Raw genomic sequence first — 13135 nt, forward strand, 5'->3', positions numbered from 1 at the left:
TAGTCGGGCGTAGTCCAGGGACGTCTCGCCACCCCCTGGCCGGCCTGTTCATTGGAGGTGTCTCGTATGGCTCGTGTGAAGCGTGGCATGATGACGCATAAGCGTCACAAAAAGCTGCTCAATCAGGCAAAAGGGTTTCGTGGTGCGCGGAGTCGCCATTATAAGGTGGCCCACGAGGCGGTTATGCACGCCCTGGCCTATGCCTACCGCGACCGCCGCCGTCGCAAACGTGAGTTCCGCCGTCTCTGGATCCAGCGCATCAATGCCGGTGCGCGCCTCAATGGTACGACCTATAGTCGCCTGGTGGCCGGGATGAAGCAGGCTGGGATTACGATCGACCGCAAGATGCTCGCTGATATGGCCGTCCGTGATCCCGCTGCCTTTAGCAATGTGGTCGCTGTCGCAATGCAGACCGCAACGCCAACCACTCAGGGCGCGTGATTTCAAGTACGACTAATCCGCACGTCAAGTTCCTGCGCTCGCTCCGCGACTCAGTTCGAGTCCGCCGGAGCGAGCGCTCCCTCTTCCTTGAGGGCGTTCGCCTCGTTGCCCACGCCCTTGCCTCAGGCGCACACCTCCAACGCGCACTCTATGCGCCCCAACAACTCGCTACGACCCCCGAAGGGGCCCGCTTGCTCCAAGATCTCGCCCCTCGCTACGGGGCTTTTCCCGCTACCCCCGAGGTCGTTGCTGCCGCCGCTGATACGCGCCATCCCCAGGGCGTGGTGGCCGCCGTCGCTCGCCCCGAACTCCCCCCACGCCCCGGGCTCCGCCTGCTCCTTGATGGCATCCAAGACCCTGGGAACCTCGGAACCCTCCTCCGCTCCGCTGAGGCTGCCGGGGTTGGGCTCGTCATGTGTGCCCCCGGTAGCGCCGATCCCTTTCAGCCCAAGGCCGTCCGTGCCGCTATGGGGGCCCATTGTAGCCTTCCCCTCCAGGCTGATCTCTCCTGGCCGGCGATCGGTGAGGCCCTGGCTGCGCTCCCTACGGTCTATGCCGCTGATGCCGACGCTACGCTGCCCTATTTCGCCGCCGATTGGCACCAGCCGGCAGCTCTTATTATTGGCAATGAGGCCCACGGCTTTAGCCCCGAAGCCGCGGCCCTTGCTAGTCAGCGCATTACGATCCCCATGGTCGGCCACGCCGAGTCACTCAATGCCGCTATCGCCGGCAGCATTATTCTCTTTGAGGCCTTGCGCCAGCGTAGTTGACAAATAGCCATAGATCAGGCATGCTCATGCAGGTTCGGCTCGCATACAAGGAGTTAGTGATGACGGTGAGCAATGAGCTGGCAAGCCTTGAACAAGAGGCAGCCACAGCCCTGGAATCGGTCGGCGATCTCGCTGCGCTCGCCGAGTGGAAAAGCAAGTATACCGGTAAGTCCGGTGCGTTGACCCGCATCAGTCGGAGCCTCGGAACCCTGCCCGTTGAACAGCGCCCCGAGTTTGGTCGCCGTGTCAATCAGTTGCGCGAGTACCTCGAAACAGCCTATGCCACCGCCGAGTCGCGCCTGAAGCTCGCTGCGCAGGCCGCTGAACTTGCCGCTGAACGCATTGATATCACGATGCCAGGACGCACTCCTGCCCTTGGTTATGTCCACCTCACCAATCAGGTTCTGGGCCAGGTCCAAGAGATCTTTGGCGAGATGGGCTTCCTCGTTACCGAAAGCCCTGAAGTTGAGTTCGATGAGTATAATTTTAGCCTGCTCAATTTTGCCGATGACCATCCGGCACGCGATATGCAGGATACCTTTTACCTCGATCTGCCCGATGGTGCGCCATCGGTCTTGCTCCGTACCCATACTTCCCCCGGTCAGATCCGGGTGATGCGTGAACGCGCCCCCGAACCCCTGCGCATCCTTCTGCCAGGCAAGGTCTATCGCAATGAACAGGTGACGGTGCGCAGCGAGATGATGTTCCATCAGTTTGAGTTTCTCGCCATCGGACGCCATATTACCATGGGCGATCTCAAGGGAACCCTCGCCTATTTCGCTGAACGTATGTATGGCCCCGGTACCAAAGTCCGTCTGCGCCCCAGTTTCTTCCCGTTCACCGAGCCGAGTGCTGAAATGGACGTCAGTTGCTTCCTCTGCGGTGGGACGGGCTGCCGCGTCTGCAAATACGCCGGCTGGCTCGAGATCGGTGGCTGTGGCATGGTGCATCCCAATGTACTCCGCAATGGTGGCTATGACCCCGAAGAATTCAGCGGTTTCGCGGGCGGTTTCGGACCCGAACGCATAGCCATGCTCAAGTATGGAATTGATGACATCCGTGGCTTCTACTCAGGCGATACGCGCTTCGTCGAGCAGTTTGGGTAGATACGGTCTGCTCGTCATCTTTGCCGCTCTGCACTTGCTCTATAACTGGGCCGTGCCCCTCGGTGAGGGTCCCGATGAGCCAGGGCATTTGGCCTATGTGCTCTTTCTTGCCCAACAGCAACGCTTGCCTGTCCAGCAACTTCCGCCAGAGGCGTCCGATGTGCCCGGTGAGGGCCATCAACCGCCTCTGGCCTATCTGCTCGCGGTGCCCGCTGTCGCCTGGCTCCCCCCCGCTGAACAGTCCATTATCCTGACCGCGAATCCGCAGTTTCGCTGGGCCGGCGGCAACGAGGCCGGGGCCTTCCAACGCGCTAGCCGTGAGTTGTGGCCATGGCAGGGCATGACCCTCGCCTGGCACGCCGTCAGGGCTATCTCGGGGCTCTGGGGCATGCTGACGGTGCTCTTTGCTTATCTGGCCGCCCGACGCCTTTTTGCCCAGGTCGATCCGCTTCTGCCGCCCCTCGTCGCTGCCCTCGTTGCCTTCAATCCGCAATTCCTCTTCACCACGGCCCTCGTCACCAACGATGCCTTGCTCGCAGCCCTTGGGGCAGCTTTGCTCTGGTGGTCACTACCTCCCCTGCCCTATGCCTCCTCGGTCGCCCCAGGCGCACCACCGCGACCCTGGCATACCCGCGCCCTTCCCTGGGCACTGGTGGCCGGGCTCCTCTTTGGCCTCGCTCTCCTGACCAAACAGAGCGCGCTGCTCCTCGGGCCACTGCTGCTCTGGGCAGGATGGTGGGTCGCCAGGGCCGATCTGCGGCGCTTTCTCCTGGTCACCCTCACCTGGGGCGGAACCAGTCTGCTTGTCGCTGGCTGGTGGTTCCTCCGCAATCTGTACCTCTACGGCGATCCCTTTGCGCTCGGTGCATTTACGGCCAAATTCGCGACCCAACCTTTTGCCTGGACCAATCCCGAAGCTTGGTCGGGCGCGTTACGGCAACTCTTTGCGTCGTTCTGGGCCCGCTTTGGCTGGATGAGCCTCCACCCGCCTGCATGGATGCTCTGGCTCTACGCCGGGCTAAGCCTGGCCGCCCTGGTCGGTCTCGTCCGTCTGATGACCACGCGGGACACCGATCTTCCCCGCTCTAGTCTGCTTGGGCCGCTGTTCGCCAGCATAATGGCCGTCGTGTGGACGCTTGCCTTTGCCTATACTGCCGGTCTCGTGGCCTGGCAAGGCCGCATGCTCTTTCCGGCTCTCGCCGCCTTTGCCATCCTGCTCGCAGTGGGCCTCCAACAACTCCGCATCAAGCCTCTCGCTATCTGGTCAAGCTTGCTCCTTCTTGCCCTCGCCACACCGATCCAGATCATTCGGCCAGCCTATCCCTGGATCGCCCTTCCTCCGCGTACCGCCGAGGCTACCCTTGGGCAACCAGTCTATGCACGCTTTGCCGCCTCGTGGGAACAGGGCGTCGTGATCCGCGGCTGGAAGCTTGAACAATCATTGACCCCCGGCACAACGCTCCCCGTGACCCTCACCTGGCAAAGCCAAGGCCGCGTGCCCCAACCCTGGCATGTCCTCGTACAACTGCTTGATCAAGAAGAGCGGCTTATCACCAGCAGCCTCAGCCAACCCCGCAAGGCCTCGCTGCCGTTTCCGCTGTGGACCCCAGGGGATTGGATCGCCGACACCCACACGCTCTTCCTCCCCGCCACCCTTCCACCTGGCCCCTACAGCTTGCGCATCGCCCTGGTTTTACCCGAAGAAAGCGACCGCCGCCAGGATATCTGGAACTTTGATGGCACCTATCTTGGCGATGTTGTGACGCTCGGAATCATTCCCTGAGCAAAGGAGCCTCCAATGAACTGGTGGAACGACTACTTTGATGCAACCTATCCCCAACGCTACGCGCTCAACTCCGAGCAGACCGTGGCCGAGGTACTGATGTTGCGCGATCTGCTCCCCGAGCCGCCCGCCGATCTGCTTGATCTCGCCTGCGGGCAAGGACGTCATAGCATCAACCTCGCTCGCGCAGGCTTTACCGTCATTGGCCTCGATGCTTCAGAGCCGCTGCTTGACCTCGCCCGTACCGATGCAATCGCAGCAGGCGTCGAGGTTGACTTCGTTGCGGGCGACATGCGCGCCATCCCCTACAGCGGATGCTTCGACGCCGTCATCAACATGTTCACCGCCTTTGGCTATTTTGACCGCGAAGAAGAAAACCAGGCCGTCCTGGAAGGCATCGCCCGCGCTCTCAAACCAGGCGGACGTCTCATCATGGAACTCGCCCACCGTGATCGGGTCGTCACTGGGTTCCAACCGACCGACTGGTACGAGTTGGATGACGGCACCGTCGTCTGGATCCGCCGCTATTTCGACCCGCTGCGCGGCATCCTCACCTCGATTGATCGCTGGCGCGACCCCGACGGCCACGAAGACGAACGCATCCATCGCATTCGCATCTACACCGCCACGGAACTCGACCACATGCTCCGCCAGGCCAACCTCACCCCCATCAACTGGTACGGCAGCATCAACCTGCACGCCCTCACCGCCGCCTCACCACGCATCATCGTCGTCGCCACCCGCTAACCCGTACAGGCACGGCGGCGCCGTGCCCCGACCGTGCCGCCCCATCTCCGACGCTGATTGTCGCGATCAACTATCCAGCGGGGAGCATAACCCATTGCCAGGGCTACGCTGAACATGGGGGAACCAGGTTCCCCCATGTTCAGCGTAGCCCTAAAACCCATCGCACTCTTCATTGACGACAGCCTTGCTCCGTGGTAAGATATGAGCCGATGTTTTGTCCAATGCATGTCATGCGAGGAGAGATTTTGTGGGTTCGAAAATGAAAGTGTTGCTGGTACAGGATGTCGAACATCTTGGCAAAACCGGCGAACTCAAAGACGTATCTGGTGGTTTTGGACGTAACTATTTGCTTCCCAAGGGTTTTGCCGTGCTCGCTACCCGTGGTCAGATCAAGCAGGCCGAAGAGCGCCTGGCCGCGCAGCAGCGTCGCTCTGAAGCGTCACGCAAAGATGCCGAAGCGCTGGCCGCACGGATTACGGCCCTGAGCCTCCATTTCACGGCGAAAGTCGGTGAGCAGAATCGTCTCTATGGTTCCGTGACCAGTGCCGATATTGCCGAAAAGCTCGGCGCTGAACTTGGGATCGAGTTCGACCGCCGCAAGATTGAGCTCGAAGAGCCAATCAAGCGTGTCGGAACCTTTGCGGTGCCGATCCGGCTCGCAAGTGGCATCGAGCCGACTGTCACGGTTGTCGTCGCAGGCGAAGATGCGCCCGCCGAGGAAGTTGCGACCGAGTCAGTGTAAGTCGTCGGTGAACGAAGTACGCTTGAAGCCCTGACCGCGAAGAAAAATCTTCGTCTTTGAGGATGTGCCGCAGCATGCGCTGTGGCACATCGTCTTTCTTGGCCCAATGTGGATAAGCTGTCGATAGGTTGGGGAAGAATGGCGGAGAACCAAGAGGCCACCTTTGGAACGCTCAGTACCTTTTGACCTCCAGGCTGAACGGGCAACGCTTGGTGCCATTTTGCTGGATCGCGATGCCATTATCGCCATCGCGGCTTGGCTTGCGGCTGAATTTTTTTATCTCGAAAAGCACGCCCTCATCTATGAGGCTATGCTTGCTTGCTATAACCGCCGTGAGCCCCCCGATCTCGCCACTGTTGCCGCCGAGTTGCGCCGCCAGGAACGCCTCGACCTCGTCGGTGGCATCGCGTTCCTCGGTGAACTGCTCGCTGAAGTGCCAACAGCGGTGCATATCGAGTACTATGCCCGCAATGTTGAGCGTACGGCCATCCTCCGTCGGCTCATTGAGACCGGTGGCAAAATTGCGGCCCTTGGCTACGATGAGAGCGAAGAACTCGATGTTACCCTCGATAAGGCCGAGGCCGAGCTCTTTACTGTCTCTCAACGCCGGAGCACCCAGGATTTCGTTCCTATCGGCCAGATTGTCAATACGCTCTTTACCCAGATCGAACGCCTCCAGGAACGCCGCGGTGAGGTCGCCGGCGTCGCAACCGGCTATCACGAGCTCGATGCCCTTACCGGTGGCTTGCAACCAAGTGATTTGATTATTCTCGCCGCTCGCCCTGGGGTCGGCAAAACTTCGCTCTCCCTTTCGATTGCCTATAATATCGCCTTCCTGTCACGCGCAACCGTCGGCATCTTTAGCCTCGAGATGAGCCGCGATCAATTGGTGCAACGCATTCTCTCGATGCATACGGGCATTGATATGCAGCGCCTCCGTACCGGCAATCTGCGCGCCGATGAGCTGAACCTCGCGTTCGAGGGCATGGGCGTGCTCTCCGATTTGCCGATCTATATCGAAGATACACCCGGCCTCAGCATTACCGAGGTGCGCTCCAAGGCCCGTCGCCTCGCCGCCGAGACGGGCTGCAATATGCTGATGATTGATTATCTTCAGCTGATGTCCGGTCGCCGCAATGATAATCGTGTCCAAGAGGTGAGTGAGATTAGCCGTGGCCTCAAAGCCCTCGCCCGCGAACTCAATGTGCCTATTATTGCCCTCTCACAGCTCTCGCGTGCTGTGGAAGGCCGGACAAGCCACGTCCCGATGCTCAGCGACCTGCGCGAGTCAGGCTGTCTCGCCGGTGAAACCCTGGTCTATTTGCCTGATGAGGGCACGTCGCGTCGCATCGATCACCTCGTTGGCCACACTGGCTTCAGGGTACTCGCGCTCAATCCCGCTACCTGGAAACTCGAACCTCGTCCCGTGACCAATGCCTTCGCAACCGGCCACAAGCCCGTCTATCGCCTCACCACTCGCCGAGGGCATACGATCCGGGCGACCGGCAACCACAAGTTTATGACCGTCAATGGCTGGCGTCGCCTCGATCTGCTCCATCCCGGCGAGCACCTCGCCCTGCCGACCACCATGCGGTCACAACCCCACCATCCGCTTGAGTTGCCGCGCCTAACACCAACCCCTGATGACCTGATCCCCGCTGCCGGTTGGCAAAGCCGCCTCGCGAGCAGTCTGTCGCCGCGCCACCAGGCGTTGCTTGAGCATATGACGCTCTTTGCGGCACCCCAGGCCACATCTTCGTTGCTCAAACGCCCGCTCGCCCGCTCGTCGGCTCAGCGCATCGCAACCACCCTGCAGTCTGAAGCGCTCACAGTTCTTGCCTCAGGTGACGTCACCTGGGACGAAATTGTCAGCATCGAACCAGCGGGAGCCACGCTGGTCTATGATCTCACCGTCGCTGAACATCACTCCTTCGTCGCCAATAACCTGGTGGTCAGCAATAGCATCGAGCAAGATGCCGATATCGTGATGTTCATCTATCGCGAAGAGCTCTATGATAAAGAGACCGACAAAAAGGGCCTGGCCGAAATCCATCTCTCAAAGCATCGCAATGGGCCCCTCGGTGTCATTCCCCTGCGCTTCGAAGCCCGTACCACCCGCTTCCAAAATCTCGAACGCTACCTCGCCCCTGAGGGGTATTAAGCAGGCCGATACCAAGCTTTTGCTCTGTCCCTCATTTGCCTCGTCGCACAAGTCAGTTAGGCTGACTTGTGCGACGAGACTAGACCTGTCACCACTCTGACTATTTTATGATACACTAGACGTTGTTCAGATTGTCACGAAGTTTTTTTGGTTGGTACAAGGAGGTACGGTTATGAGCTGGCGTTCATCCGGCAATTTTCGGCCCAATAATCCGCGCCCCCGTCGCGGCGGAAGCAGTGGTGGCGGCGGGGGCGGGGGAGGACGCAACGGCGCTCCACTCATCGATCCCGTGTTGCAAGTCTTGATTGCGATCACTGTCTTGTTGGGGTTCATCGGTTTGATCGTCGCGATTTCGTTCAGTGGTGCAGGTGGGCAACCAACGCAGGCCCAACCGACAACACCACCTGCCGCAAGTGTGCCCACTGCTCCACCGGCAGCGGTAGCTACTGAGGCTCCGGCTGCCCCCGCACCCACCGAGGCCCCCGCGGCGCCCGCACCCACTGAGGCTCCGGCTGCCCCCGCGCCCACCGAGGCCCCCGCTGCAACCACGCCACCTGCCGCTGCACCTGGCATCCCAACCGAGCCGTTTGGCCCGGCGCTCGCCAGTGGCACAGGCCAGCAGGTCACCCTCGCATCAGCAACTGGTGATGAACTGATCTTTGCAGAGGACGAAGTGCGGGTCGCCGATGGCATTGTCACGCTGACCTTTGTCAATCGCGCTGATGTGGTGCCGCACAACTGGGTCTTGATTGACGGCGATGCCGCTCGTGCTGCGGCGATCAATGATCTTGCCGAGGCCCAGAATCGCCGCCTTCGCAACGCCCTTGGCTCAGTACCTCCTCCTGACACCCCAGATGTGCTGGTAGCCACCCAGATGCTCAACCCAGGCGAAGAAGTAACCGTCACGTTCGAGGTTCCTGGCCCCGGTACCTATCAGTTTATCTGCACCTATCCCGGTCATTATGTCGCCGGGATGCAGGGCGTTCTGATTGTTGAATAGCCCCTTGTTGCTTGCTCGCACCACAAGCCAGTTTCGTAGGCTTGTGGTGCGAGCAAATCAGTTCGCTACCCCGTCAGGCCACAAAAAAGTAGATCGTCAAACTGACACTTAAGCCAATCACCAAGCGCCGCACCAGCAGCGGGTCAAGCTTGCGCGCAATCGCGGCCCCACCATAGCCACCAATAATCGCCCCCAAGGTCATAATCAGGGCAATCGGCCACTCCACAATCCCCGCCAGGATAAAGGCTGCCACTGCAATGCCATTGATGAGCGTTGCCTGCAACGTCTTGAGCGCATTCATCTCGTGAATATTCTCTTGCCCCATCAGCGAGAGTACCGCCAAGGTCAGAATGCCAAGCCCGGCACCAAAAAATCCGCCATACACAGCAATGCTCAGATAAATGCCCAGGATACCAAAGCGCTGCTTTCGTGTCCCCTCGGCTGAAGCACTCATCCGCCGCGCCTGCGCCGTGAGCCACGGGCTAAAGGCAAAGACAAGGGTCGCCAGTAAGAGCAAGTATGGGATCATCTGGGTAAAGACAGCTTCACGCGTGCGCAATAAAAGCATCGCGCCAGCCAGCCCTCCAATGAGACTCAAGACACTGAACAAGAGTAAGCCTTTTTCCTGGCGGCCTAGTTCGTACCGGTATGCCCCAACACTCGCCGCACTCCCCGGCCAGAGTGCCGTTGCATTGGTGGCATTCGCGGTAATTGGTGGCACACCAACGAGCAAAAGGGCCGGAAAGGAGATAAAGCTCCCGCCACCTGCCACCGAGTTGATTGCCCCCGCCACCAGCGCCGCGAAAAAAAGAATCCCCAGGTGCCACAGTTCCATGTCAGGTCTCTCCTTAAAAAGTCAGATCATCTGATGTTTTAACGTCAACTGGATCGAAGTAGGAGTGCCGACTTCAGTCGGCTTCCAGTTCAGCCGACTGAAGTCGGCACTACGTGTCGAGTGTAAAGCTGATCTGGCCCTTCTGAAGCCATATCTAAGCAACAAAACCCGCCTGAGACCTCACCGGTCCTCAAGACTTGTGAGGTCTGACGCACTCCAGCAGGTCCTGGTGGCGATCAAGAATGTGCGCCACGGTAGCCGCCGCTGCGTGCGGATTTCCGGCAATCACGGCGTCAACCAGGGTATCATGCTGATCAGCAACCGTCTCATCAGGCCAGCGCTCGCTCCAGAGGGCTGCTAGGGCACCACGAAGCGTCGTCGCAAACGCCCGGTAGAGGTCGGCCAGGACGGGATTGTGCGTGGCGTCGGCCAATGCACAATGCAGGGCAATATCGGCATCCAGCGCCGCTTCGCCATCATTGCTCGCCAGTGCGGTGCGCCGTTGCTGCCCAAGGCGGCGTAAGGTCGCAATATCAACCTCAGTCCGCCGGAGCGCGGCCAAACGGGCAATCTCGACTTCGAGCGCACGACGTACTTCATGCACGTCAGGGGCATGTGCCCGCGCCAAGCGCTGCGCCAACGGCTCACCCGCGCTGGGGTGCGCCCGTACATAAGTCCCATCACCCTGCCGTACGTCCAGGACACCACTATGCGCCAGTACCCGTACCGCCTCACGCACCGTCGAACGCCCGACACCCAGTTCTTCCATCAACTGAGCCTCGGTTGGCAACCGACTCCCTGGGGGATAGGTGCCCGCGCTGATCTGTTGCTGAAGCTGATCAAGGACTTGCTCAACCAGTTGCCGCCGCTGGATCGCCATGCTTCTCACTCCCTTCAAACATCATATGATCTGATGTTTAGCCGCAAGTGTATCATCTCAACGCAATCCTGTCAACTCGGCTGTGGTCATACGGCAGGGCGATTGCATCATACGAAACCGGATACAACAAGACGCTCTATCAGGGCACCCGCAAGGGGTACCCCTACAAGGCCGGGGGCCGGACCCGGTGTACGGGCACCCCTTGCGGGTGCCCTGGCGTGGTGCGTGCATACACGGAAGATGCAATCGCCCTAGGTGGGGCGACCCAAGCCCTTCGCTTGCATCAAAAACGCCAGCAATGCTGGCGTTTTTGATGCAAGCGAAGAAACAACAGCCTCAACCCCTAGACAACGGCATACGTCTCCTGCTCACGTAGTGGGGTACGGCGACGCACATAGTTGCGTGCCTGCGCATTGATGATATCCCAGGTCATCCGCATCTGCGCAAGCCACGGGCCGGGCGTCATCTGTTTGTACATATAGCTATCAAAGGTCAGACGTTGCACATCAATATTGCGACACATCTCGGTAAACACCTCCATCTGGCGCTCGTTGCCATAGCCCCAACGCTGTAACCAGCGCAAGAAGGTGTACATCGTCCCATACTGTTGCCACCAGAGTTGCTCGTAGAGGCGCAGATGGGCGGCATCGGGCGTATCGAGGGCATGCGCAAGCACCTGGGCCGCGATCTGACCACTCTTCATCGCCCAATAAATTCCCTCGCCCGAGGTATGCACCACCAGGCCAGCTGCATCACCAATCAACATCGCCCGATCAAACGCCATCTGCTTGCGCGGCTCCATCGGCAACACGTGAGCCTCACGCAAAATCAGACGGCCATGATCAAGCGCTGGCCCGAGACGCGCCTTGAGATTGGCCAGCAACTGTTTCGCCTTTGCCGTGTGGCCTGGCCCGGCACCAATGCCGACGGCAATATGGTCACACTTCGGAAACGCCCACGCATAGAGATCGGGGCTGACCTCACGGCCAAGATAGAGATCGGCCGTCTCTTCCCAGCGGGCCATCTTGCTTGGCGGCAAGGCAATGCGCTCTTGAATCGCAACGGCACGGGGAAGATTGGGCAAACCGAGCATACGCGCCGTTGGCGAATAGGCACCATCAGCCCCAATCACCACATCAGCCGTCAGTTTCGCCTCACGTCCATCGCTCATCGAGCGATAGGTTGCCGTCACGCCATGTGGCTCGACCTGCAACCCGACGAGTTGCCCGTGGATCAGCTCGGCCCCACGCTGTTGCGCACGCTCACGGAGAAAGCCGTCAAAAACTTCGCGGCGCACCATCGCCACGTAATCATCATCCGAAGGCACACTACCCATCACCGGGACGTGTGTCTCTTGACCAGAAGGCGAAACAATCAGGCACTGCTTCACCTTACGGTCAATCAGGCTCTGAGGGAGATCAAACTCGTGAAACGCCGCCGGAGGAACCGCCCCACCACATGGTTTGGCCTTCACCAGTTCCTTCTCGAGCAACACTGTCTCAATACCCAGATTACGGAGGGTAATAGCCGCCGTTGCCCCGCCCACCGACGCCCCAACTATCAGCACCCGCTGTGCCATACCATCGTTCTTTCTAGCCTCGCCTTACGCCGCCAACCCGATCGCAGCCGCCATCATTCCCCACACAAAGAGCATAATCGCCGTCGCGTTAAAGAAGACCTCGTTATGCTCGGGATCACGAATAAAGCGCACATTCGGAATGCTCTGCGCAACAAGCAACAACAGCACGACACTGGCCGCGATAGGATGGCCCCAGAAGAAGAGCAGGGCAATCACCCCGATCTGGGCGACCCCCATTGTAATCACGACCATACGGGCAGCCACAACTTTGCCATACTGCACAGGGATCGAACGAAGGCCCATTCGCGTATCGCCATTCATGCTCTTGAAATCGTTCACCGTCATAATACCGTGAGCACCGAGCGAATAGAGCATTGCAATCAAGAAACTCTGGGTGGTCAACGCTGCAAAAGCCGCATGACCAGCCATCCAGGCCAGGCCCTCGTACGAGATACCGACCAATGCATTGCCAAACCAGCCATTGCGCTTGGCCCGTACCGGCTTGAGACTATAGGCCAGGGCACAGATCAAACCAAGCCCGACATAGAGGGCTACTTCCCCACCAAGCAACAGCGCCACACTCGTCCCGATCCAGGTCAGGATCAGGGTCAAAATGTAGACGTGACGCAACGAGACCTGGCCGGAAGGAATCAGGCGATGGGGTTCATTAATCGCATCAACATCGCGATCACAATAGTCATTAATAACTTGCGATAGGCCGCAAAGGATAGGCCCCGCCATCAATATACCAAGCGCCAAGAGGAACATTGGCTCAGCTGACCAGGAGAGCGCACCACTCGCGATAGCCCCACAGAGAAACGCCCACGCGGGAGCAAACCAGGTGACCGGCTTCATCAGCGTGATCGAGCGTCCGAGGGTACCACGAAAGCCAGCAACACGGGGGGTAAGCGACGGCTGAATAGGTGAAGAAGAAGGCGGAGGGGCCAGACTAGAACCTTTGCGGAGATCGCTCATGAACAGCTCATTTCTAGCTTGAAAGCCACGAAGGCCACAAAGTTGAGGGGCAAACCTGAGTGTGCCGCTTCTTTGTGCCCTTCGTGGCTTTCACAAGATCGTGTGTGACTGTGAGC

Annotated in this window: 12 protein-coding genes; 8 read left to right on the forward strand and 4 right to left on the reverse strand. The window is 59.5% G+C overall.

Features of this window, described 5'->3' with window-relative positions; all coding sequences use genetic code 11:
* The first annotated feature begins 66 nt into the window (after positions 1-66).
* From rplT to A9Q02_RS00485, 8 genes are all read left to right on the forward strand, one after another.
* Positions 67-441 carry a 50S ribosomal protein L20 gene (rplT, locus tag A9Q02_RS00450; RefSeq protein WP_097650377.1) on the forward strand — a complete coding sequence of 125 codons (375 nt, stop codon included), beginning with the start codon at positions 67-69 and terminating at the stop codon, positions 439-441.
* Positions 438-1211 (forward strand): TrmH family RNA methyltransferase, encoded by a 774-nt coding sequence (locus tag A9Q02_RS00455; protein WP_097650378.1) that lies wholly within the window; start codon positions 438-440, stop codon positions 1209-1211. The genes rplT and A9Q02_RS00455 overlap by 4 nt, the downstream gene beginning before the upstream one ends.
* A 59-nt stretch (positions 1212-1270) precedes the next feature.
* Positions 1271-2317, forward strand: coding sequence for a phenylalanine--tRNA ligase subunit alpha (gene pheS / locus A9Q02_RS00460; protein ID WP_172450452.1), 1047 nt, complete (start codon positions 1271-1273; stop codon positions 2315-2317).
* Positions 2262-4100, forward strand: a complete 1839-nt coding sequence (locus tag A9Q02_RS00465; RefSeq protein ID WP_172450454.1) for a hypothetical protein — start codon at positions 2262-2264, stop codon at positions 4098-4100. The genes pheS and A9Q02_RS00465 overlap by 56 nt, the downstream gene beginning before the upstream one ends.
* Before the next feature lie 15 nt (positions 4101-4115).
* Positions 4116-4847, forward strand: a complete 732-nt coding sequence (locus tag A9Q02_RS00470) for a class I SAM-dependent methyltransferase (RefSeq protein WP_097650380.1) — start codon at positions 4116-4118, stop codon at positions 4845-4847.
* A gap of 259 nt (positions 4848-5106) precedes the next feature.
* On the forward strand, positions 5107-5589 hold the full coding sequence (rplI, locus tag A9Q02_RS00475) for a 50S ribosomal protein L9 (protein WP_097650381.1): 483 nt from the start codon (positions 5107-5109) through the stop codon (positions 5587-5589).
* Between the two features lie 163 nt (positions 5590-5752).
* Positions 5753-7750, forward strand: coding sequence for a replicative DNA helicase (dnaB, locus tag A9Q02_RS23505; RefSeq protein ID WP_141508626.1), 1998 nt, complete (start codon positions 5753-5755; stop codon positions 7748-7750).
* 172 nt (positions 7751-7922) lie between these two features.
* Positions 7923-8750 carry a plastocyanin/azurin family copper-binding protein gene (locus A9Q02_RS00485; RefSeq protein ID WP_097650382.1) on the forward strand — a complete coding sequence of 276 codons (828 nt, stop codon included), beginning with the start codon at positions 7923-7925 and terminating at the stop codon, positions 8748-8750.
* 73 nt (positions 8751-8823) lie between these two features.
* Here A9Q02_RS00485 and A9Q02_RS00490 read toward each other — a convergent pair whose 3' ends face one another.
* The 4 genes from A9Q02_RS00490 to chlG all read right to left on the reverse strand — a co-directional run bounded on the left by A9Q02_RS00490 (position 8824) and on the right by chlG (position 13019).
* Positions 8824-9585, reverse strand: coding sequence for a sulfite exporter TauE/SafE family protein (locus A9Q02_RS00490; protein ID WP_097650383.1), 762 nt, complete (start codon positions 9583-9585; stop codon positions 8824-8826).
* Positions 9586-9775: 190 nt separating this feature from the next.
* Positions 9776-10465, reverse strand: coding sequence for a FadR/GntR family transcriptional regulator (locus tag A9Q02_RS00495; RefSeq protein WP_097650384.1), 690 nt, complete (start codon positions 10463-10465; stop codon positions 9776-9778).
* Between the two features lie 343 nt (positions 10466-10808).
* The gene (locus A9Q02_RS00500) at positions 10809-12044 is read right to left on the reverse strand and encodes a geranylgeranyl diphosphate reductase (RefSeq protein ID WP_097650385.1); all 1236 of its coding nucleotides are present in this window, start codon (positions 12042-12044) and stop codon (positions 10809-10811) included.
* 24 nt (positions 12045-12068) lie between these two features.
* Positions 12069-13019 carry a chlorophyll synthase ChlG gene (chlG, locus tag A9Q02_RS00505; protein WP_097650386.1) on the reverse strand — a complete coding sequence of 317 codons (951 nt, stop codon included), beginning with the start codon at positions 13017-13019 and terminating at the stop codon, positions 12069-12071.
* Positions 13020-13135: the final 116 nt, after the last annotated feature.

This window comes from Candidatus Chloroploca asiatica (assembly GCF_002532075.1).
Classification (GTDB): domain Bacteria; phylum Chloroflexota; class Chloroflexia; order Chloroflexales; family Chloroflexaceae; genus Chloroploca; species Chloroploca asiatica.